Source organism: Vibrio sp. D420a, from assembly GCF_030248625.1.
Taxonomy (GTDB): Bacteria; Pseudomonadota; Gammaproteobacteria; order Enterobacterales; family Vibrionaceae; genus Vibrio; species Vibrio fortis_A.
Map to the genome: position 1 here is coordinate 63651 of NZ_JAHGAN010000001.1, position 22198 is coordinate 85848.

Consider the following 22198-nt stretch of genomic DNA (forward strand, 5'->3'; position numbering starts at 1 on the left):
GAGTATTAAGGAGAATTTATTATGTGTGCAAAACATGCCGCGTGCCGCTCAACCAAAGCGGATATTCAAAACAAACCTGTAGCTTCAAGCTGCGGTAGCCCTAAAATCACTAGCATTACTGCTGCTTCTACCAGCTCATCTTCGTGCTGTGCAACAGCTGAGCCCTCTGCTGGCGGCGATAGTTGTTGTGGTTCAGACAGTGGAGAAGAAGACCGGCTGTCCTCAGTTGTCGAACTAAAAAGCAAGCTCACTAAAAGCTGGCTCGTTTCAGGTATGGACTGCCCAGCCTGTGCACGAAAAGTAGAAAAAGCCGTTTCTTCTATTCCTGGTGTTATTGAAGCCAAGGTTCTGTTTGCGACGGAAAAACTGGTCGTGAAATACGATCAAGTTGAACTCACAGAAACCATTGAAACCGCCGTTCAAAAAGTAGGCTTTAGTTTAAGTGAAGTTGGCGCTAAGAAAAAGCAAGAGCCAGCGACGTTCTGGCAATCATACATTCAGCCAAACCTCCAAATCATCGCGATTGCCGCAGCGATGTTATTCGCGACCCTAATCAAAGATTTCAGCCCTGTTTTAAGTGAGCGATTGTTCATTGTCACCTGTTTACTTGGACTTTACCCAGTCGCAAAACAAGCGGTGAAACTGGCTCGTTCTGGTACTCCTTTTGCCATCGAAACCTTGATGAGTGTTGCTGCTTTAGGTGCCCTGTATTTGGGGGAAACAGTAGAAGCAGCCATGGTTCTTTTGTTGTTCTTAATCGGTGAACGTTTAGAGGCGTTTGCTTCATCCCGTGCACGCAGTGGTGTACAAGCATTGATGGCGTTGGTGCCTGAAAATGCCACTCAAATTGTTGATGGAGAACGTGTTGAAGTTGCAGTGACGGAACTTAAGCCTGGCGATGTTATTGAAGTCTCTCCTGGTGCTCGACTGCCAGCAGACGGTCAATTGATCACTTACGCCGCTAGCTTCGATGAGAGCGCACTCACTGGTGAATCTGTCCCTGTTGAACATGTAAAAGGCAACGCCATCATGGCGGGTGCGGTTGTGGTCGATAAGGTTGTACGTATCACGATCACTTCTAAACAAGGTGAGAATGCGATAGACCGAATTCTTCATTTGATTGAAGAAGCAGAATCACGCAAAGCACCACTAGAACGATTCCTAGATAAATTTAGCCGTTGGTATACGCCGCTAATGATGTTTGTGGCATTGATGGTGATTGTGATCCCGCCGAGCTTGTTTGCTCAACCTTGGGAAACTTGGGTCTACCGTGGTCTAGCACTACTGTTGATTGCGTGTCCATGTGCGTTGGTTATCTCAACACCCGCTGCGATTACGTCTGGGTTGGCTGCGGCGGCGAAACGTGGTGCCTTGATTAAAGGTGGTGCAGCGCTAGAGCAGTTAGGTAAGGTTGAAACCATTGCGTTTGATAAAACCGGCACACTGACCGAGGGCAAACCACAAGTTACTGACGTGACACCGTTGCAAGATTGGAATGAGCAACAGCTATTGCGTGTGGTTGGTGCGATTGAAGTTGGCTCAAGTCATCCATTAGCACTGTCTCTTGTCAATAAAGTTAAAGAGATGGGGATTGATATTCCTGAATCTGACAACAAACGTGCCCTTATCGGTAGTGGCGTTGAAGGTGACATCGACGGGCGTACTTATCAGGTGCTTTCGCCATCGAAAGTGACATTTTCTCTCGATTCTTCAGTACAAGAACAGGTTGCTTCGCTTGAAATGCAAGGCAAGACGGTGGTAGTCGCAGTAGAGCTTCCACAGACCGTCATTGGTTTGATTGCGTGGCAAGATACTTTGCGCAGTGACGCCAAAGCTGCAGTAGAGCGCTTAAGCCAGTTGGGCGTTGAGTCGATTATGTTGACGGGCGATAATCCTCGTAGTGCCGAGGCAATCAGCTCTGTGGTTGGTATGCAGTACAAAGCAAGCCTATTGCCCGCGGATAAAGTGAGTTACGTTGAAGAGCTTACTCGCCGTTCTCATGTCGCTATGGTGGGTGATGGTATTAATGACGCGCCAGCAATGAAAACTGCCAACGTAGGTATTGCTATGGGAGGCGGCACCGATGTCGCTTTGGAAACCGCAGACTCGGCACTGACTCACAATCGTCTAACTGAATTGCCAGCTATGATTGAGCTGTCACAGGCAACCATGAGAAACATTCGTCAGAACGTCGCTTTGGCGTTGGGGTTAAAAGGTGTCTTCTTGGTGACGAGCCTGTTTGGTATTACTGGCTTATGGGTAGCCGTGCTTGCCGATAGTGGCGCAACCGCGCTTGTGACACTTAATGCTTTAAGACTACTAAGATTTAAGTCAAAAGCTGATTAGGGCGTCTAATTAGTTACAGGACGCCTCTGGTTTATTAAGCGCATGTTGTTTTATTTGCGTTTTATGAACTAGAGGCGTTTTTTTCGTCATTATTATGCAACGAAGCTGGTCGATTACGGTAAAAGTGTGATGCCAATCGGTTTTTCGTGAAACTTGAGTGTATGTTGCGTGGAGAGGTGTGATGTTTGTCACTTCATTTTGTGAATAGCTTGGTTAGAGTAAACACGTACCCCACAAACTTATAATGCGCTTAGATAAGGGTGATGAACACTCAATAAGCCACAAGGAGCAAACTATGTCTCAAGCTGTTTTCCACTTAGGTATTACTGAAGCTGATCTTCAAGGTGCAACACTAGCGATCATCCCAGGTGATCCAGCACGTGTACAAAAAATTGCTGACGAAATGGAAAACCCAGTATTTCTAGCAAGCCACCGTGAGTACACGCTGTACCGCGCTGAGCTAGACGGTAAGCCTGTGGTTGTTTGTTCTACTGGTATTGGTGGTCCATCTACATCTATCGCTGTAGAAGAGCTAGCACAACTAGGTGTACGCACTTTCCTACGTGTGGGTACAACTGGTGCAATCCAACCTCATGTAAACGTGGGTGACATGATTGTAACAACGGGTTCTGTTCGTCTAGACGGTGCAAGCCTACACTTTGCTCCAATGGAGTTCCCAGCAGTAGCTGACTTCGAAATCGCAACAGCAATGAAAGCGGCAGTAGAAGAGTCTGGCGCAACGGTTCACACTGGTGTTACAGCATCAAGTGATACGTTCTACCCAGGTCAAGAGCGTTACGACACGTTCTCTGGTCGCGTTGTTAAGCGTTTCCAAGGTTCTATGCAAGAGTGGCAAGACATGGGCGTTCTTAACTTCGAAATGGAATCTGCAACACTGCTAACTATGTGTGCAAGTTCTGGCCTGAAAGCAGGTTGTGTAGCGGGCGTTATTATCAACCGTACACAGAAAGAGATCCCAGATCACGATACTCTAAAAGAGACAGAAGCACGCTCGATCAAAGTGGTTGTAGAAGCTGCGCGTAAAATGCTTTAATCGCGTCGATACTGCTTAATTCAGTTATCATCCAAGATAGCTTGATTTAAATCCTCAAAAGCTGCACTTACTGGTGTGGCTTTTTTGTATTTGTTGATCAGCGTCTTAGTGAAATTTAAGACAAATAAAAAGGCGCATGATGCGCCTTTAATGTATGAGAAGTAAGTCTTTGATAGCTTAGTGCTTACTTGCTTAGTACTCTAGGTCTTCGTGACCGCCTGCCGCCGCAAACCAAGACGTTAGATGTGTCTTAAGGTCTTTCAACTCATCAGGGCCAATCAAAGCTAACCCTAAATCCTCTGCACGAGTGATGTCGTTATGGCGTAGTGGACGGAAGCTAACCAGCATAGCTCGCGCCTGAAGGCCACCTAGTAGGTCACGCAGCGATTCCAGCTTGTATAAGGTGTCATCACCATCGTCACGCATACCCTTGGTCTTACATTCGATGATGTGCAGTTTGTTGTTTACTACTGATGCAACATCCAGCTCATTACGTACTTCACGCTCACCAAGTTGGCGATAAACCTGAACGTTCAACGAGCGGTCTTGAATGGTTGGCATGTCGTCTTGAATCTGTTTCACCGTGCTGTGCACCAGTGTTTCTAGCCACTCACCGTTCGAGAAACGACGCGCATCTTCGTTGGCAAAGGTCAAAATACCGTCTTGGTATGCCGCAATCTTTGCTTCAACGAGGTCGGTAAGCAGCATATTCAGCTCGCGATAGCCTTGTTGCTTCTCTGAAAGCTCAACATCCAGTTTCTGCTCTTTACGACACGTTGTTGCTAAGTAATTTAGCGTTGCTAGACCTGGCCCCAATTCAAGGGCATTACTCGCCCAGCGCTCACCCAATTCATAGAGTTTCTGATCCAGCTGTGGTGGCAATTCGAAATCATTAAATTCACCGCGAGCACCAAACACGGTTAGGTAGTCATCAATGGTGATGCGGTCTTGTACTTGGGCGTCTTCTTTGCCATTTGGGTATAACCAACACAGTTTGTCGCTGTTTGGTTCAACCACGAAAATCGGCCAATGGTAAGTGCGGAATACTTCGTAAACAGAAAGCAAGCGGTGTCTTAAACCACAACTTGCGTTCAGCTTGACTTCTTGACCACGTGCCTTGAGATCTTCGGCTAAGTTTTGAATTGATTCTTTAATAACAGAGGTGTTGACGATGGTAGGGATTTCAAAGAACTCACTGGTAATGTCGCGCTTTTGGAGTACTGAGTGAAGGCGCAGATACATGCCTTCTTGAGTCTTGTCACCGATAAAAACAATGTGAGAACTGACGGTTCGATTATCCAATAACGGGGTAATCAACCTAATGGGGTCTTGATCAATAATGCCAACGTGAACAGCCATATAAATTCCTTAATATTGGCTCGCTCAAAATGGGATCGTAACGGAAAGCAGCAAGCCATAATACTCATATAATGACAAAGCCTTAAAAAAACAAGGGTAACCTTTGATAAAAGTTACCCTTGTTCAGTCAGTTAACGATTTGGTGCGAGCAAAGTCTTACCTTTATTCGCTTTAAAGTGGACCTAAAGTTTGAATTGGTGCACCAAATCTCCTTGTTGGTTAGCAAGAATAGTAAGGTTCTCACTCGCTTGAGCGATTGATGACATCGCTTGATAACTTGCATCCGCAATGTGGTTGATGTCTTCAATGTTTCGCGCAATGTCGCTCGATGTCTCACTTTGTTCTGCTGCCGCCTGAGAAATATGTGTACTCATGTGGCTGATCTCTAGGATAAGCGCTTGGATTTCTTCCATCGCACTATTGGCATTGGAAGCCTGCTCAACCGACATCTCCATATCATTCATACAGCTCTCAATCACGTTACCTGCTGTCTTTGAGCTCGACTGTAGATTGCTGATCATAGTTTCAATCTCAGAGGTAGATTGCGTGGTCTTCTGAGCAAGAACGCGAACCTCGTCCGCTACCACAGCGAAGCCGCGGCCTTGCTCACCCGCACGTGCAGCCTCGATAGCGGCATTAAGTGCAAGTAGGTTGGTTTGTTCTGCGATACCACGAATTACATCTAGGATTGAGCCAATCTGGCTGCTCATCTGTTGAAGTTCACCCACAGCGACAACCGACTCATTGAGGCGAGTCTCTAGTTGATTGATGGTGCTGATGTTGGTGTTCATGATTTGACGACCAGATTCAGATGCGGATTCGACTTGCTGAACCATGGTTAATGAGCTCTGCGCGCTGCTTGCGACTTCTTGCACCGAATGTGACATCTCTGTCATTGCGGTTGCCACATTAGCAGTCTGTTCGCGCTGATTGCTGAGCTGACCTTGCGTTGTAGAAGAGGTCTTCTGGTTGATGCTTGCGGTTTCAGTTAGCTCATCAGATGCTTCATTTAGCTTAACTAGAATATTATGTAGGTTATCGGCAAGAGTGTTGATATGACGACTTACGCGGCTAAATTCGTTGTCGTAACGAATGTCGATACGCTTAGTCATATCACCCTGTGTTAGCCCTTCAAGAGCATGCAGGATGCGAGTTAAAGGTTCGCGCACACTGTGTGCAATGTGATAGCCAATCGCTGCTGCGAATACAGTCACCACAACACCAATCGCGATGGCTTTCATTAGGCCTTGGTCGTAGACTTCACCGGCATCTGCCAGTGAGCTATTAAGCTGTTCACCCGCCGTGACGTTGAATGAGTCCAGAACGGCCATTGCTTGGTCAACGTCTACCGCTAGGTTAGCGATGTTGATGTAGAGTGCCTTCTTCGCTTGCAGGTAGTTATTGTGTTTATCAAGTACACCGCCTTTCTGACCAACGTCTTTGGTGAACTTTTGTACCGACTCATCGAACGCGCCTTTTAGCTCAGGCAATTGAGTCGTTAAACCACGGTATGCGTAGTTGAGGTGTGTTACCGCTTTTTTGTTTTTGTTTACTGCGCTTTGAACTAACTCTACATCTGAGCTTGCTAGAGCATCAGAGGTGATCACCTCTGCGTCTTTCAGCTTAATGAAGTAGCTTTTCGCCATTACTTTCACAGAGATGCTTTTCTGATCGGCAACATACTCTTTCATCCCAACTGTTAACTCTGAGTGTAGGCGTTGGAATTCGCGTGATGCTTTTTGTACTTGCTCTTGTGCTTCAAACATCGCGACGTAGTTGTTCATCGCTTCTTCTGCTTCAGAGAAATAGCGCTCTTCGAGTTGTTTTAGCTGTTCAACACGCTCTACAAGTACAGGATTTGTCGCGCTAGCTACTTCAAGTTCATTAAGTACAGAAGAAAATGCTTGTTGTGATTGAGCAAATTCACTGCGCATTGCTGTCATGCGCTCTTGATTCTGTGTAGTGAGGTAATCTTTGAAGGATTTGTCTGCAGAGAGTAGCTGCACACTGGTTTGATTAGAGAGAGTAACAAGAGGCAGCGAAGATTTTGAGACGCTTTCGAAATTACTGTGTATCTGATTCATGCTGCTCATCATGATTGTAATCGTAATTGCAAACATGATGATGATCAGTGCGAAGCCCGCATACATGCGTTTTATCACTGAGCCTTTCATGGCCATTCTCCCTAAAAATAAATACAGACCGAAAATCCGGTCCAAAACAAAGTAACAAAAGTGTCAGCATTCTATTGAGTTCCAGTAACACATTTTATGACGCACCCGTCAAAAATAGCTGTCAGCAATAGGCGACATAACATTCTTTTGCGCTTGATAGGGTTTTCTTTGATTTGAACACTGTTTTTTATTATGCTTTAGCTCAGGTTGATTGAGGTTTCTAGTGGCTTGACGCATACTCAAAGCTCTTAGAAGTAAATGTTTTATTGGAGAAAAACATGGCTGAAGAAACCATTTTTAGCAAAATAATTAATAAAGAGATTCCAGCAGACCTTCTTTACCAGGACGATCTAGTTACCGCGTTTCGTGACATTAATCCTCGTGCGCCAAGTCATATCCTGATTATTCCAAATAAGCTGATCCCAACAGCGAATGACGTTGAAGCGGAAGATGAAGCGATGATGGGACGTCTATTTACGGTTGCTCGTAAGCTGGCGAAAGAAGAGGGTATTGCAGAAGATGGTTACCGACTGATTGTGAATTGTAACTCTCACGGTGGCCAAGAAGTTTATCATATTCATATGCACCTTGTAGGTGGGCGCCCTCTTGGCCCACTATTAATGAGCTAATAAAAAATGACTTTCTATACCAACTTTCTGCAAGAACTGTAGTCCAAAGCGTTGGTTGGTATAGATAGGCAGGAGTTAATCTTTGAAACAGTACGTCAAGTTCGTTTCAGTCGCGATGATGTCGGCATTGACCGTTGGGTGTGCAAGCATGTCTGCGGGCAACTTGTTTAGTCACTACAGCGCTCAAAACGAGAGTGTGTATCAAGCCTTAAGAGCGGGTGACTACTCAGAAGCGCAGCAAGAATTACCTGATTATGCCGCTGGCGACATTTTGGATAACCTTGAAAAAGGCCGCGTATATTTACTAGACCAACAATACGCAGAGAGTAAGTCTTGGTTTGAACAAGCAGACCAAGCCGTAAGAGTTCAGCAAGATAAAGCCGTGGTATCGGTGACGGACAGCGCGGCGAGCGTTGGTGCATTAGCAGTTAATGACAATATTACCGAATATACCCCAGCCGACTATGAATTAGGCTTTCTTCATCTTTATCTTGGGCTGAACTATCTCAAACAGAATGATTTAGAGGGCGCATTGGTTGAGATGCGTCGAGCTAACCAAGTTCAAGAGCAAGCCAAGAAGCAACGAGAAGCGGAACTGCAGCAAGCAGCAAATGATGCCCGCTCCCAAGGCCTTTCGGCTAACGTTGGTAGCATTCTCTCGAACTACCCGGATGCAGGTAAAAAGCTGCAATCGGTACAAAATGCCTATTTGATGTTCTTGTCTGGTCTGCTTTATGAAGCGTCCAATGACCTCAACAGTGCGTATGTTGATTATCGACGTGCCTTGGCGGTTATGCCTGACAATCAACAGGTTATTGAGCGCACTATGCTGGTGGCTCAACGCCTAGGCATGCGTGAAGATTTGGTGAAGTTGAAAAAACGTTACTCGATGCCAGCGTCTCTTAAATCTGGCGAAGGGAGAGTGATCGTCTTAGATGAGCAGAGCGTTGTACAAGCAATGGACAGCTGGCGTCTAGATTTACCGGTTTATGACAGTCGTGACCAAGGCGCCATATATTCTCTAGCTCTGCCATACTATTCAAAGCAGCCAAATGAAAGATTTACGTCGATTCGTATCAATGGTACTTCGCTCAATGGCAGTTTGTTGACTGATGTAGATGCAATGGCACAGAACGATTTATCTGAGCGTCTGCCGGGTATTGTTATTCGCCAAGCACTGCGAGTAGTCGCGAAAGACCGAATTCGTAAAGAAGCTACTAAAGGCGATGATGTCGGTAACTTGTTGTTCAATGTTTGGAATACGCTGACTGAACAACCTGATACTCGCAGTTGGCAGTCGCTACCTGCTCAGGTGAAGAGCAGTACCTATGTGGCGACTTCTGGCAACTACACGCTAGAAGCGGGCGGCAAGTCGTATCAGTTTGATGTGCGAGATGGGCAAACCACATTAGTTTGGGTTTCTCGCCAAGGGAATAACGCCACCATGTGGCACAAGCAGCTAGGGAGGCTGTAATGAAAAAGTGGTTAGTGAGCTTAGCGGCTGTTGCAGCCTTGGCCGGTTGTGCGGAGAACACAGCAGGTGTACGTGTTGATGGCCTAACGCAAAACGTATTTTTTGGTGACAAGGTACTGGGTAGTCGACTGTTAGTCGATGACGTTAGAACCGATCAAGTTGATGGTCATACCCGAGGACTTGTACGTCTGACGAGCGACTACAAGGGTGACCAAAACATCCTGTATCGATTCTACTGGTACGACGATGCCGGCCTTGAAGTGAACTTGAAGCAAGGGCCTTGGAAGCAAGCCATTGTCCGCGGTTTCGAGACCATCACCTTGTCAGAGATTTCAGTGAACCCGAAAGCGACACAATTCCGCGTGCAGTTTCGGGAACAGTAATATTTATCGGTTAAGCTGAGCACGACTGTTACTGGTCAGCTAAGCCAACCAAATTTATGAGTAGGGCGCTGTTCTGCTCCGATATGTGAGGAAATAAAATGAAAAAGAGTGTCATTGCGCTATTAGGATTGGCTGTAATTCTAGGCGGTTGTTCAAACAAAGTAAGTTATGGTGATGCGCAAGCTGTAGAGACCACAACCATCGATTTCGGTTCTACGGACCTTCAAACGATTGCTGGCGAAATGGTTGATAGCATGATGGCTTCTGGTTCGGTTTCTTACATCACCCGTGATCAGCGTCCGATCGTGTTTGTAGAGCGTATTAAGAACAAAACCAGCGAGCACATCGATACTGAATCTATCACAGATACGATCAGTACTAAGATGTTGAACTCAGGCAAGTTCCGTTTCGTTGACATGGACCGCGTTGAGTCAGTTCGTGAACAACTGAACTTCCAGAACAACGACGAGCTTGTCAACCAAAGCTCAGCGATTCAGTTCGGTAAGATGGTTGGCGCTCAATACATGCTTTACGGCAACCTATCAAGCATCGTTAAGAACGACGGTAGTGACCAAGACGTTTACTACAAAATGACAATGCGTTTAATGGATCTTGAGTCTGGTCTAATCGAATGGGCAGATGAAACAGAAATCCGTAAGCAAAAATCTAAGAGCCTACTGGGTCTGTAATCAAGCAGTAGCCATATAGAGTGTTGCATTGTGCACGGCTCTTTAGGCTACACTTGGACTGAGTGAGAATAAAAGACACTGGCGGTAACGTTGGTGTCTTTTTTATAGGGAGAACAGAGAGTATGGCGATTTTTTGCTGGGATGAAGCCAAAAAACTGGATGCGAGCCTAGGCTCACTTGATGACTATTTCGATGTCCCTCCTGTGAAAGCACAAACGTTAACCGGTGGCCTCACCAACCGTTGTTGGAAGATAGAAACAGGCGAGGGGAAAGCTTTTGTCTGGCGACCCGCGACTTCCATTACAGAAGCCTTCGGTATTTCGCGTCATGAAGAGTATCAAGTACTCTCGGCGATAGAGCAGCTTCATATTGCGCCACAAGCGATGACCATCAATAAGCAAGGTTTGTTAGTCGAGTGGGTTGAAGGGGATACCATTCACGATGACCTCTCACTTCAACAGCTCATGCGAACCTTGGTATCTGTGCATTTGGTCAACACTTCGCGACTCCCTCTGCATCCCTTCTGTTTTACCGCCCGAGTCGACCATTATTGGCTACGGCTTGATAAAGAGCACAGAGGTGAGGAGTTTGAAGCTATTTATCAACAATGGCGCTCGGCACCTAACCTACCTCCAATCGAAAATTCACTCTGTCATTTTGATCTCGGTGGCTACAACCTTGTGCGTCAGCATGATGAGATTAAAATTATTGATTGGGAGTATGCAGCATTAGCGGATCCTCGACTCGATTTAACATTGACGATTTCGGTCGCTAACGTACCGGTAGAAGAGGCCGTTAAACAATATTGCCAGTTTCGAGGTATCCATGATACTCAAGCATGGATAGACGGCGTCGAGGCTTGGCAACCGCGCAGCAAAATGATGGCGATGCTTTGGTATTTGCTGGCTCATCAGCTGTGGGGGGATGAACAATATATGGATGAAGCGCGGGCACTCAGTTGCACTTTATGTAGCTAGGATCACGTTTAGGATGGGAAAAATGCAAATTCAGGTATCTGTACTTTAAAACCTTATTTTTCATGTTAGATTTATCAAAACGTACCAGCATTTTACCAGGGAGGTACAATGATTATTTACCTACACGGCTTTGACTCAACAAGCCCGGGCAACCACGAAAAAATACTGCAGTTGCAATTCATTGACGATGACGTTCGTTTCATTAACTACAGTACTCTTCACCCGAAACACGACATGCAGCACTTGCTTAAAGAAGTGCATAAAGTGATTGAACAGTCTGATGACCCACACCCGATAATTTGTGGTGTTGGCTTAGGTGGATATTGGTCTGAGCGTATCGGCTTCTTATGCGGTATCAAACAGGTGATCTTTAACCCGAACTTGAGACCCGAAAAGAACATGGTCGGCAGAATTGATCGCCCAGAAGAATACGAAGATATTGCAACAAAGTGTGTCAGCCAGTATCGCATGAAGAACAAAGATCGCTGCTTAGTTGTACTGTCTCGTGAAGATGAAATTCACGACAACAGCAAAACAGCAGCTGAACTTGAAGACTATTATCAAATCATTTGGGATGAGAAAGAGAGTCACAAGTTCAAGAAGATTTCCCAGCATTTACAAGCGATGAAAGCCTTCAAGAACGCTTAAATTCTTATAAAATTTGATAGCAAGAAGCAGTGCTTTTCCGAGTGCTGCTTTTTTTGTATTCAACGCATTTTTAACGTGAATGAAAATGACGCAAACGTTAACTATTTTTTCTACGAAACCTCATTGAAGGTAAGGATTTTAGTTGCGGTCACGTTTTTGCTCTATATAATGTTCGGTAATAAAATATTTTGATAAATATCAAAAAAAATTGAGAGCGAGTCATAAACTTGCCCATTTTTTGCGCTTCACCTCTCAGGTAAGCTCTTTTTATCCACGTGAACTTACTAAAGCAGATGACTTTAGTCTTAGCCCCTCTAAACACTCGGTAATAGGAAGCGAATCGAACTTCCCACTGCGATAACGCAGGTTACTGAGTAGAAAACAGAATTTATCGGTTGGAGTAATCGAGCCGAACCCCATTTATTTATTTTGTAGAGGATTGTCATCGTGACAAAAATTATCGTAGTAGGCGGTGGTGCTGGTGGTTTAGAACTAGCAACCAAGCTAGGGCGCACCCTAGGCCGTAAAAAACGCGCAACGATTACACTGGTTGACCGAAAAGCGAGCCACCTTTGGAAACCGTTACTGCATGAAGTAGCAACCGGCTCTTTGGACGAAGGTGTCGACGCATTGAGCTACCGTGCACATGCAAAGAATCACTACTTTGATTTCCAGATGGGTAGCCTAAACGACATCGATCGCGAACGTAAGGTTATCGCCCTAAGCGAACTTCGTGATGAAAATGGCGAACTATTGATGCCTAGCCGTGAGTTGGAATACGACATTCTGGTTATGGCGATTGGCTCAACGTCGAATGATTTCAATACTCCAGGTGTTCGTGACAACTGTATTTTCCTAGATAGCCCAGAACAGGCGCACCGTTTCCGTACCGAGATGAACAATGAGTTCCTGAAGCTGCATGCTAAGAACGGCCAAGGTACGGTAGACATCGCTATTGTTGGTGCGGGTGCAACAGGCGTAGAACTGTCTGCTGAACTGCACAATGCGGTTAAAGAGCTGCGTACTTACGGTTTTGGCGACCTAGATTCAAGCAAGCTAAACGTAAACCTAATCGAAGCGGGTGAGCGCATTCTTCCTGCACTTCCACCACGTATTTCAAGTGCGGCACACTCTGAGCTGACTAAGCTTGGTGTGAACGTTCGTACGATGACTATGGTGACGCAAGCTGACGCTGATGGTCTAACGACTAAAGAGGGTGAGAAGATCCCTGCTCAGATTATGGTTTGGGCCGCAGGTATCAAAGCACCAGACTTCATTAAAGATATCGGTGGTTTAGAAACAAACCGTATCAACCAATTGGTAGTGAAAGATACACTGCAAACGACACGTGATGACGATATTTTCGTTATTGGTGACCTAGCACAATGTACACAAGCGGACGGCTCTTTTGTCCCACCACGTGCTCAAGCAGCACACCAAATGGCTAGCTGCGCATTCAGCAACATCATTGCCAAACTAAATGGTCGTGAGCAGAAGGCTTATATCTACAAAGATAAAGGTTCTTTGGTTTCTTTGAGCCGCTTCTCAACGGTTGGTAGCTTGATGGGTAACCTAACCAAAGGTTCAATGATGGTTGAGGGTCGTATCGCTCGCGTGGTTTACATATCGCTATACCGCATGCACCAAATGGCGCTACATGGCGTGATTAAGACATCACTGATGATGTTGGTAGGCCGTATTAACCGCGTACTGCGTCCAAACCTTAAGCTTCACTAATTAGATTAAAGTTAGTTATGACTAAAAAAGAGCTCTTAGGAGCTCTTTTTTTATGCTTCGTTTAAATTGTTGCGCGGTTATCGTTTAGGTTGCGCATCAATACATTGGCCGTGTACGTCGGTTACACTTGGGTTCATCAAGTGCAAGTACAGCGGCATAATGTCGAGTGGTGTCTTCAGCTTGTTTGCATCTTCGCCTGGGTAAGCTTTTGCACGCATGCGCGTTTGAGTCGCACCAGGGTTAATCGCATTTACACGCAAAGCTGTGCCTTCTACTTCGTCGGCTAGAATCTGCATCATGCCTTCAGTCGCAAATTTAGAGATAGCGTAAGAGCCCCAGAAGGCACGGCCAGAGTGACCAACTGTTGAAGAGGTGAATACGATACGACCCGCTTCTGCTTTCTTAAGTACCGGTAGAAGAGCTTGAGTCATTAAGAACTCAGCTTTTACGTTAATCTGCATCACATCATCAAACGTGTCTTCTTCGATTTGATCGAATGGACTCAGAGTACCAAGCACGCCTGCGTTGTGCAGTAGTCCGTCTAGGCGACCGAATTGAGATTCGATCGTTTCAGCCATGTCGATGTAGTTCTGCTTTGTTGCACCCTTAAGGTCCAACGGGATGATCGCAGGTTGTGGGTAGCCTGCTTTCTCTATTTCATCGTAAATAAACTCAAGGTTTTTTACGTTACGGCCGAGCAGAATCACTGTCGCACCGTGTTGAGCAAAACTCAATGCAGCTTGGCGGCCAATACCGGCTCCAGCGCCTGTAACCAAAATTACTTTATCTTTGAGGGCATCTGTAGAGATTGGGTAATCCACTGTGCTTATCCTTCTATTTTTATGTTCGTCATTCCATTGATGTTTAATCACACAGATAACCGCAGGAATGATTAGAAATTCTTGGTAATCGTGACAAGATGGTTACAATACACTAATTCGTACATTAGGGGATATGACATTGGACTTTTTGTTGGACTACGGCTTGTTTTTAGCCAAGATTGCGACTGTTGTAATCGCCATTATTGCAATTTTAGTGATTGCGAAATCGGTGGGCGGTAAATCAAGCGCGATAAAAGGTGAGCTGGAAATCACTAACCTATCTGATCATCACAAACAGACTATCGAGCAGCTAGAGCATCATTTACATGATGATGCGTTCATCAAGGCTCGTGATAAGGCTGAAAAGAAAGCGGAAAAAGAGAAAACCAAGTCACGCGGCAAAGAAGTCAAAAAAGCAGCGAAAGAGGGTGAGTTGGACAGCAAGCGCGAACCGCACCTGTTTGTTTTGGAATTCAATGGCAGTATTGATGCAAAAGAGGTGGCTTCTCTTCGTGAAGAAGTAACAGCTGTATTAGCGGTGGCTCGTGAGGGCGATGAAGTATTGCTTAAGCTTGAGTCTGGCGGCGGCATGGTTCACGGCTATGGTTTAGCGTCTTCTCAGCTTGACCGTATTAAAGCGGCGGGTCTTCCTCTGACTATCTCTGTCGACAAAGTCGCAGCGAGTGGCGGTTACATGATGGCGTGTATTGCCGATAAGATTGTTTCAGCGCCTTTCGCTATTGTTGGTTCTATCGGCGTTATTGCTCAGCTACCTAACTTCAATAAACTACTGAAAAAGTACGACATTGAGTTTGAACAACTGACAGCCGGTGAGTACAAACGCACCTTGACTATGTTCGGTGAAAACAACGATAAAGCGCGCGAGAAGTTCAAGCAGGAGCTTGAAGAGACTCACGGTTTATTCAAAGACTTTATCCGTGACCACCGCCCAGACTTAGACCTAGAAAAAGTAGCGACGGGTGAACACTGGTTTGGTACTCAAGCTCACGCTCTAGGTTTAGTTGATGAGATTCGCACTTCTGATGACATCGTTGTGGATGCGTGCAAAGAGAAAACAGTTCTTGCGATTCACTATGTTCAGAAGAAGAAGCTAACAGACAAACTTGCTGGAGTAGCGGGTAAGTCGGCAGATAATATTTTGCTGAAGCTGATTGAGCGTGGTCAAAAGCCAATCGTATAACTATCTGTTACTGCAGAAAAAACAAAAGCGCATTGGTTTCGGCCAGTGCGCTTTTTTGTTTAGATTACTTGTTTTCTACATGATGTGGTTTGAAACCAAGTTAGATCTTCGAGCCATAATCGTTACGCTTTGGACACGTCGCAAGGATTTCTCTATGCCCTGTGTCCTTGAGCTCTTCCAATATCACGTCAAAGCCCCATAAGCGATAGAGGTGCTTCATTACCTCGTCGTAGCCTTTATCAAGCGGAATACGGTCGTGAGGTACGTATTGCAGAGTCATTGAACGGTCACCGCGCACATCTACGTTGAATACTTGAATGTTTGGTTCTAGGTTACTCAAGTTGTATTGCGCTGCGAGTTTTTCACGAATCATGCGGTAGCCCATTTCATCATGAATCGCGCTTACCTCAATTACGCTTTTTCGGTCATCATCAAGGATTGAGAACAGCTTAAAGTCGCGAATGATCTTCGGTGACAGATATTGGCTGATAAAGCTCTCATCTTTGAAGTTATGCATAGCAAAGTGAACAGCCTCGAGCCAATCACTACCAGCCAGCTCAGGGAACCACTCCTTGTCTTCATCTGTAGGATTCTCACAGATTCGACGTATATCTTGGAACATCGCAAAGCCGAGTGCGTAAGGGTTAATTCCGCTAAAATAAGGGCTGTTGTAGGCAGGCTGCGCGACAACACTGGTGTGGCTATGCAGGAACTCCAGAATGAACTTGTCACTGACCAAGCCTTCATCGTAAAGATGATTCAAAATCGTATAGTGCCAGAAGGTCGCCCAGCCTTCGTTCATCACTTGAGTCTGTTTTTGTGGGTAGAAATATTGGCTGATTTTGCGCACGATACGAACACACTCACGCTGCCAAGGTTCTAGTAGTGGTGCGTTCTTTTCAATGAAGTAGAGAATGTTCTCTTGTGGCTCGCTAGGGAAACGTACCTTCTGCTCTTCCTCTTTATCGCGGTTCTTCGGTACAGTACGCCACAGTTCATTCACTTGAGACTGCAGGTATGCCTCTCGCTCTTGTTGACGTGCTGTTTCTTCAGCGATGGAGATTTTCTCTGGGCGTTTATAGCGGTCTACACCGTAATTCATCAATGCATGGCACGAATCGAGTAGCTGTTCGACCTCAGAGACGCCATATTTTTCTTCACAGTCCGCAATGTACTTTTTCGCGAACAGCAGATAGTCGATGATAGAGCTCGCATCGGTCCATGTCTGGAATAGGTAGTTGCCTTTAAAGAAAGAGTTATGCCCGTAACACGCGTGCGCCATCACCAGCGCCTGCATAGTCACAGTGTTCTCTTCCATTAGGTAGGCAATACATGGGTTTGAGTTAATCACGATCTCATAGGCAAGCCCCATCTGACCGTGCTTGTAGTTTTGCTCGGTTTGGATGAACTTTTTACCAAATGACCAGTGGTTGTAATTGATCGGCATGCCAATACTTGAGTAGGCGTCCATCATCTGCTCAGAGGTAATAACCTCAATTTGATTAGGGTAGGTGTCGAGTCGGTAGTGCTCAGCCACACGTTTGATCTCGACATGATATTGTTCTAAGAGGTTAAACGTCCAATCAGGGCCGTCTGGCAGCATCTTGCCTCTGTTTTTATCCGCAGGGCTATCTTTCTCTGCAACGCTTGATTTTGCTGTCATGAAAAGCCTCCTTACGCTGTCTCTTTCTGGAACAGTTCTCTGAATACCGGGAAAATATCGTCCACGGTTTTTATGTTTTTCATGGCGAAGTTATCGAAGCTTGCTTCTAACTTCTCATACTCATGCCACAACGTTTGGTGTGAACGACGAGTGATTTCTATGTAGGAGTAGTACTGACAGGTTGGCAGTAGTTTGTTCACAAGCAGTTCTTTACAGCGCGGGGAGTCGTCTGCCCAGTTATCGCCATCGGATGCTTGTGCCGCGTATATGTTCCACTCATTTGACGGATAACGCTCAGCAACGATTTCGTCCATTAACTTGAGAGCGCTGGATACGATCGTTCCGCCTGTCTCTTGTGAGTAGAAAAATTCATGTTCATCGACTTCTTTCGCTTGTGTGTGGTGGCGAATGAAAACAACGTCAACGTTCTCATAGGTACGGTTCAAGAACAGGTACAGCAACACATAGAAGCGTTTTGCGATGTCTTTTGTTGCTTGATCCATTGAGCCTGACACATCCATTAAGCAGAACATAACTGCTTGGCTGGATGGGATAGGACGCTTCTCATAGTTCTTGTAGCGCAGGTCAAACGTGTCAATGAATGGCACGCTTTCGATTTTCTTTCTTAGTTCGGCGATCTCTTCTTTAAGTCGCGTCTCTTCGAAAGGCTGAGCGGGCTCTGTCATTTGAACTTTGTCGAGTTGCTCCATCAATGAGTTCAATTCACGGCGTTTGCCTGCTGTCATCGCTGTTCTTCTTGCTAGCGACTGTTGTAGTGAGCGAACCACAGCGATGTTCGATGGAATACCCGCGGTTTGATAACCAGAGCGGTGGGTCTTCCACTCGGTGATTTTGTTGATCTGATTTTTTTCTAGATTAGGCAGCTCGAGATCTTCAAACAGAATATCTAAATATTCGTCTTTAGAGATCTGAAAGATAAACTCGTCTTGCCCTTCACCATCTGGACTCGCTTCGCCTTGTCCAGAACCTCCACCTTGTCCACCACCTTTTGGGCGCTCAATTTTGTCGCCAGTGATGAATTGGTCGTTACCTGGATGAACGCGCTCGCGAACGCCTCCCTGGCCTTGGTGGAAGCTTGGCTCTTTGATGTCTTTATGCGGAATAGAGACATCTTCACCCGTCTCGGTGTTGGTGATTGAGCGACGGTTAACAGCATCTGCTACCGACTCTTTGATTTGCTCTTTATGGCGTCGAATGAAGCGCTGCCTGTTCACTGCGCTCTTATTCTTACCATTGAGCCTCCGATCAATAAATTGTGCCATAAGAACTCCCTCTCAAATTTACGTCGTGAACCTACTTCTTGTGAGTAGTGGAGCTGCCTGCGTTAGGCAGCTCTCACGTTTTGGCTTATGAGGACTTACGAACTCTTAGGTACCATTCAGAGAGCAGTCTTACTTGTTTCTCGGTGTAGCCTTTTTCCATCATACGAGCGACGAAGTCATCGTGCTTCTTCTGGTCTTCAGAAGATGTTTTCGCATTGAAAGAGATAACCGGTAGCAACTCTTCGGTGTTCGAGAACATTTTCTTCTCAATCACAGTGCGGAGCTTCTCGTAACTGGTCCAAACTGGGTTCTTACCATTGTTGTTTGCTTTCGCACGAAGTACAAAGTTCACAATTTCATTACGGAAGTCTTTAGGGTTACTAATACCCGCGGTTTTCTCAATTTTTTCGAGTTCACCGTTCAGTGAAGCTCGGTCGAACAGCTGACCTGTTTCAGGATCACGGTACTCTTGGTCTTGAATCCAGAAGTCAGCATAGGTGACGTAGCGGTCAAAGATGTTTTGGCCGTACTCAGAGTATGACTCCAAGTATGCGGTTTGAATCTCTTTGCCAATGAACTCAACGTAGCGAGGTACAAGGTAGCCTTTCAAGAACTCTAGGTACTTCTCGGCGGTCTCTTGAGGGAACTGCTCGCGCTCGATTTGTTGTTCAATAACGTAGAAGAGGTGTACTGGGTTAGCCGCGACTTCGGTTTGGTCGAAGTTAAACACTCTTGAAAGAATCTTGAAGGCGAAACGAGTCGATAGACCTGACATACCTTCATCTACGCCTGCGTAGTCACGGTACTCTTGGTAGCTCTTCGCTTTTGGATCGGTGTCTTTGAGTGTCTCCCCATCGTAAACACGCATTTTCGAGAATAGCGATGAGTTTTCAGGCTCTTTCAGACGAGACAGGATGCTGAATTGAGAGAGTAGCTCGAGTGTGCTCGGTGAACATGGTGCTTTTGACAGTTCACTGTGCTCAAGCAGTTTCTGATAGATTTTCACTTCTTCAGATACGCGTAGACAGTAAGGGACTTTTACAATGTACACACGGTCTAAGAACGCTTCGTTGTTTTTGTTGTTACGGAATGTCTGCCACTCAGATTCATTTGAGTGCGCGAGGATCATGCCGTCGAATGGCAGCGCTGAAAGGCCTTCAGTACCGTTGAAGTTACCTTCTTGGGTTGCGGTTAGTAGAGGGTGTAGCACTTTAATTGGTGCTTTAAACATCTCTACAAATTCCATCAGGCCTTGGTTTGCCTTACACAATGCGCCTGAATAGCTATATGCATCAGGATCATCTTGAGAGAAGTGCTCGAGTTTACGGATATCAACTTTACCAACCAGTGATGAGATGTCTTGGTTATTTTCATCACCCGGCTCGGTTTTGGCGATAGCAACCTGATCGAGGATTGAAGGGCGTACTTTCACTACTTTGAAGCGAGAAATGTCGCCACCAAATTCATGCAGACGCTTGGCAGCCCACGGAGACATAATTGAGCGTAGGTAACGCTTTTCAATGCCATACTCTTGCTTAAGCACGTCGCCGTCTTCGTTAACGTCGAATAGACAGAATGGGTGGTCGTTAACAGGGCTTCGCTCGCCATCAGCACAAAGCACGTAAATTGGCACTTTTTGCATCAGTGATTTTAGTTTCTCAGCCAGAGAGGATTTACCACCACCCACTGGGCCAAGAAGATACAGAATTTGTTTGCGTTCTTCTAATCCTTGCGCAGCATGTTTTAGATAAGAAACAATCTGTTCGATAGCGTCTTCCATGCCGTAGAAGTCTTCAAATTCTCGATAACGAGAGATCACTCGGTTAGAGAAAATTCGGCTGAGCTGAGGGTCTTGTGCGGTGTCGATGACTTCTGGCTCACCGATCGCAAGTAGCAGGCGCTCAGCAGCGTTGGCATAGGCACTTTTATCGTCCTTACACAGCCCAAGGAACTCTTGCAGAGTCAGCTCTTCTTCCTTGGCTGCTTCATAGCGTGATTGATAGTGGTCGAAAATACTCATAGTCACATTCCCCTTGTTAACCTGTCAAAACTGACGAGCGATTGAAAATTACGAACTCCCCACAACTTAAGCCTAGACCCGCTTATACAATTTTGCTTAACAATTATGCATTTATTTACATTTTTGTCTGAATTGTGATGTCCGCGAATGTTGCGAACTGCGGGTTTATGCTTAAACAAATTACTTTTTATACGAAGCCTTTTTAAACAGAGTTTTAAATTTTCAGTTTTTATTATTTGATAGATAAAAATGTGTAATATCTGGTATTGATTCTGTGTATGGTTGATTTTTGGGTATTTCGTACCATATAATGGCTTTGGTTTTTATTTAGACGATGTGAATAAGGTTTTAGCAGTGAAGAGTAATTGGGTAAAAGCGTTGGTGGTGGGCACCACTTTATTGGCGACTTCTGGGGTGCAAGCAAAGATATCTCAATGGTCTTTAGGCGTTGCAGCTTCTTACTCTCCAGCTGTGTATAAAGAAACCCCTTCGAATAGAGCCGTGATCCCAATGGTTGGCTATGAGGGAGAGCACTTCTTTATGCGTGGTTTCAGTGCCGGTTATCGTCTATTCCCAGTTGGCACACCTCAGAATATTGTATTTAGAGCGGTGTACGACCCAAGAACGTTAAAACCTAGTGATTCCGACAATGTCGATATTCAAAAGCTTGATGAGCGTGAAGCGTCAGTATTAGGTGGCGTAAGTTATCAAGTCATTACGCTTGTGGGGATGTTTGAAGCGACGATTGGTTCAGACATCGGTTTTAAACATAACGGTGTGTATGGTGAGGCAGCTTGGCGACTGCCGATTCGCCGCAAAGGTTGGGCGATTACCCCTTCGATTGGTTACGCTTACAACAGTGAACGTATTAACAATCATCTTTATGGTGTGAGCTCGGATGAAGCTAACAGAACAAACTTAGATGAATTTGATGCAGATTGGGACGGTCAATACTTTGTTGGGTTAGGTGGTTATATGCACATTACACCAAATATCCGCGTAACGGGTGGTGTCCGCTACACCAATCTAGAAGGCGATATAGAGAAGAGCCCAATTATCGAGAGTGGTGTCAATACTACGGCAAACGTCGGCATAGCTTACGTCTTCTAATTGTTGATTTTCTCTTTAAAATAATCGAACGAAAAAGGGTTGCTCACCAGCAACCCTTTATTATTTTTGTCTATCTACTATGCGTTGAAGATTTGAGATAGCTCTGTCGCACATAGGTGGTATTGGCGAGGGCAGTTGCGCCATGTCGTCAGCATGCGGCGGTACTTATCAAGCATCGGCATTTGGCTGTTGAAGTGGTGATCCGCTTTATCAAACTGTGGGTAAAGGCCTTCTGAGTCAGTCAGGAAGCGCACGTAATGTACGATCTGTGCTTCAGATGCAATGTCAAATCCTAGGAACTGTAAACGACGTTGATCCACTTCTTTACGCTCTTCATCTGCAAGCATCTTGTTTGATTCTTGCATCGCGTGGTACATCTCCATGATGTCGATAATTTCGCGACACTCTGCTTCTGTTAGGCAACCAAACTCTTTGTTCAGTTCACGCATTTGTAGTTCGTAACCACGTTCTACAATCGTTTGTAGACGCTGGTATTTAGCTGAGTTCTCAGGATCCATTTGAGACATTAGGTAGTATTGATTTGATAGAATTAGACGCTGAGCATTGGTCATTTCCATGGGAGGAACCTCACTAAAAAACTAAATGTTGTAATTTGTTTGTTGAAGTAAG

At 45.5% G+C, this 22198-nt stretch carries 18 protein-coding genes; 11 read left to right on the forward strand and 7 right to left on the reverse strand.

What is annotated here, in order from left to right:
• Positions 1–21: 21 nt before the first annotated feature.
• Together KI743_RS00330 and udp are read left to right on the forward strand one after the other, a co-directional pair.
• Positions 22–2346: a zinc/cadmium/mercury/lead-transporting ATPase gene (locus KI743_RS00330; RefSeq protein ID WP_285464122.1), complete on the forward strand. Its 2325-nt coding sequence runs from the start codon at positions 22–24 to the stop codon at positions 2344–2346.
• A 295-nt stretch (positions 2347–2641) separates the two neighbouring features.
• Complete coding sequence (udp, locus tag KI743_RS00335) at positions 2642–3400, forward strand: uridine phosphorylase (protein WP_032549508.1); 759 nt, start codon at positions 2642–2644, stop codon at positions 3398–3400.
• Between the two features lie 192 nt (positions 3401–3592).
• Here udp and KI743_RS00340 read toward each other — a convergent pair whose 3' ends face one another.
• Both KI743_RS00340 and KI743_RS00345 read right to left on the reverse strand, forming a co-directional pair.
• Positions 3593–4759, reverse strand: a complete 1167-nt coding sequence (locus KI743_RS00340; protein ID WP_285464123.1) for a DUF1887 family protein — start codon at positions 4757–4759, stop codon at positions 3593–3595.
• Between the two features lie 182 nt (positions 4760–4941).
• Positions 4942–6933 (reverse strand): methyl-accepting chemotaxis protein, encoded by a 1992-nt coding sequence (locus tag KI743_RS00345; RefSeq protein WP_032549506.1) that lies wholly within the window; start codon positions 6931–6933, stop codon positions 4942–4944.
• A gap of 278 nt (positions 6934–7211) precedes the next feature.
• Between KI743_RS00345 and hinT the strand changes: the two genes are divergently transcribed.
• The 7 genes from hinT to KI743_RS00380 all read left to right on the forward strand — a co-directional run bounded on the left by hinT (position 7212) and on the right by KI743_RS00380 (position 13470).
• Entirely contained in the window at positions 7212–7562 is a 351-nt protein-coding gene (gene hinT, locus KI743_RS00350; protein WP_150871736.1) for a purine nucleoside phosphoramidase, read from the forward strand.
• 148 nt (positions 7563–7710) lie between these two features.
• Entirely contained in the window at positions 7711–9036 is a 1326-nt protein-coding gene (locus tag KI743_RS00355) for a COG3014 family protein (protein WP_373417773.1), read from the forward strand.
• Positions 9036–9419, forward strand: a complete 384-nt coding sequence (locus KI743_RS00360) for a YcfL family protein (RefSeq protein WP_150871742.1) — start codon at positions 9036–9038, stop codon at positions 9417–9419. The genes KI743_RS00355 and KI743_RS00360 overlap by 1 nt, the downstream gene beginning before the upstream one ends.
• Positions 9420–9517: 98 nt before the next feature.
• A complete protein-coding gene (gene lpoB / locus KI743_RS00365) occupies positions 9518–10108 on the forward strand; it encodes a penicillin-binding protein activator LpoB (RefSeq protein WP_032549502.1) in 591 nt (196 codons plus the stop codon).
• Positions 10109–10230: 122 nt separating this feature from the next.
• A complete protein-coding gene (locus KI743_RS00370) occupies positions 10231–11085 on the forward strand; it encodes a phosphotransferase (RefSeq protein ID WP_285464127.1) in 855 nt (284 codons plus the stop codon).
• Positions 11086–11193: 108 nt separating this feature from the next.
• Positions 11194–11733, forward strand: a complete 540-nt coding sequence (gene ycfP / locus KI743_RS00375; RefSeq protein WP_032549500.1) for an alpha/beta hydrolase YcfP — start codon at positions 11194–11196, stop codon at positions 11731–11733.
• A 447-nt stretch (positions 11734–12180) separates the two neighbouring features.
• Positions 12181–13470 (forward strand): NAD(P)/FAD-dependent oxidoreductase, encoded by a 1290-nt coding sequence (locus tag KI743_RS00380; protein WP_150895228.1) that lies wholly within the window; start codon positions 12181–12183, stop codon positions 13468–13470.
• A gap of 77 nt (positions 13471–13547) precedes the next feature.
• Here KI743_RS00380 and KI743_RS00385 read toward each other — a convergent pair whose 3' ends face one another.
• Positions 13548–14291, reverse strand: a complete 744-nt coding sequence (locus KI743_RS00385; RefSeq protein ID WP_032549496.1) for a YciK family oxidoreductase — start codon at positions 14289–14291, stop codon at positions 13548–13550.
• A gap of 133 nt (positions 14292–14424) precedes the next feature.
• On the opposite strand from KI743_RS00385, the gene sohB reads away from it, so the two are divergent.
• The gene (gene sohB / locus KI743_RS00390) at positions 14425–15492 is read left to right on the forward strand and encodes a protease SohB (RefSeq protein WP_285464132.1); all 1068 of its coding nucleotides are present in this window, start codon (positions 14425–14427) and stop codon (positions 15490–15492) included.
• 100 nt (positions 15493–15592) lie between these two features.
• Here the strand turns inward: sohB and KI743_RS00395 are convergent, their stop codons facing one another.
• The 3 genes from KI743_RS00395 to KI743_RS00405 all read right to left on the reverse strand — a co-directional run bounded on the left by KI743_RS00395 (position 15593) and on the right by KI743_RS00405 (position 20458).
• Positions 15593–17155: a SpoVR family protein gene (locus tag KI743_RS00395; protein ID WP_150871751.1), complete on the reverse strand. Its 1563-nt coding sequence runs from the start codon at positions 17153–17155 to the stop codon at positions 15593–15595.
• An 11-nt stretch (positions 17156–17166) separates the two neighbouring features.
• Positions 17167–18438, reverse strand: coding sequence for a YeaH/YhbH family protein (locus tag KI743_RS00400; protein WP_032549490.1), 1272 nt, complete (start codon positions 18436–18438; stop codon positions 17167–17169).
• An 85-nt stretch (positions 18439–18523) separates the two neighbouring features.
• Positions 18524–20458 carry a PrkA family serine protein kinase gene (locus tag KI743_RS00405; protein WP_150895222.1) on the reverse strand — a complete coding sequence of 645 codons (1935 nt, stop codon included), beginning with the start codon at positions 20456–20458 and terminating at the stop codon, positions 18524–18526.
• A gap of 378 nt (positions 20459–20836) precedes the next feature.
• Here KI743_RS00405 and KI743_RS00410 point away from each other — a divergent pair, with 378 nt between their 5' ends.
• Positions 20837–21568, forward strand: a complete 732-nt coding sequence (locus KI743_RS00410; protein ID WP_306416731.1) for a MipA/OmpV family protein — start codon at positions 20837–20839, stop codon at positions 21566–21568.
• Positions 21569–21645: 77 nt separating this feature from the next.
• Here KI743_RS00410 and KI743_RS00415 read toward each other — a convergent pair whose 3' ends face one another.
• Positions 21646–22146 carry a YfbU family protein gene (locus tag KI743_RS00415; RefSeq protein ID WP_255231035.1) on the reverse strand — a complete coding sequence of 167 codons (501 nt, stop codon included), beginning with the start codon at positions 22144–22146 and terminating at the stop codon, positions 21646–21648.
• Positions 22147–22198 lie beyond the last annotated feature (52 nt).

What these genes read in the sequence shown, in the direction of transcription:
- sohB (WP_285464132.1), top strand. Translation starts at nt 14,425, where the DNA reads ATGACATTGGACTTTTTGTTGGACTACGGCTTGTTTTTAGCCAAGATT.
- hinT (WP_150871736.1), top strand. Translation starts at nt 7,212, where the DNA reads ATGGCTGAAGAAACCATTTTTAGCAAAATAATTAATAAAGAGATTCCA.
- ycfP (WP_032549500.1), top strand. Translation starts at nt 11,194, where the DNA reads ATGATTATTTACCTACACGGCTTTGACTCAACAAGCCCGGGCAACCAC.
- udp (WP_032549508.1), top strand. Translation starts at nt 2,642, where the DNA reads ATGTCTCAAGCTGTTTTCCACTTAGGTATTACTGAAGCTGATCTTCAA.
- KI743_RS00360 (WP_150871742.1), top strand. Translation starts at nt 9,036, where the DNA reads ATGAAAAAGTGGTTAGTGAGCTTAGCGGCTGTTGCAGCCTTGGCCGGT.
- KI743_RS00395 (WP_150871751.1), bottom strand. Translation starts at nt 17,155, where the DNA reads ATGACAGCAAAATCAAGCGTTGCAGAGAAAGATAGCCCTGCGGATAAA.
- KI743_RS00415 (WP_255231035.1), bottom strand. Translation starts at nt 22,146, where the DNA reads ATGGAAATGACCAATGCTCAGCGTCTAATTCTATCAAATCAATACTAC.
- KI743_RS00345 (WP_032549506.1), bottom strand. Translation starts at nt 6,933, where the DNA reads ATGAAAGGCTCAGTGATAAAACGCATGTATGCGGGCTTCGCACTGATC.
- KI743_RS00330 (WP_285464122.1), top strand. Translation starts at nt 22, where the DNA reads ATGTGTGCAAAACATGCCGCGTGCCGCTCAACCAAAGCGGATATTCAA.
- KI743_RS00340 (WP_285464123.1), bottom strand. Translation starts at nt 4,759, where the DNA reads ATGGCTGTTCACGTTGGCATTATTGATCAAGACCCCATTAGGTTGATT.
- KI743_RS00400 (WP_032549490.1), bottom strand. Translation starts at nt 18,438, where the DNA reads ATGGCACAATTTATTGATCGGAGGCTCAATGGTAAGAATAAGAGCGCA.
- KI743_RS00370 (WP_285464127.1), top strand. Translation starts at nt 10,231, where the DNA reads ATGGCGATTTTTTGCTGGGATGAAGCCAAAAAACTGGATGCGAGCCTA.
- KI743_RS00405 (WP_150895222.1), bottom strand. Translation starts at nt 20,458, where the DNA reads ATGAGTATTTTCGACCACTATCAATCACGCTATGAAGCAGCCAAGGAA.
- KI743_RS00355 (WP_373417773.1), top strand. Translation starts at nt 7,711, where the DNA reads ATGTCTGCGGGCAACTTGTTTAGTCACTACAGCGCTCAAAACGAGAGT.
- lpoB (WP_032549502.1), top strand. Translation starts at nt 9,518, where the DNA reads ATGAAAAAGAGTGTCATTGCGCTATTAGGATTGGCTGTAATTCTAGGC.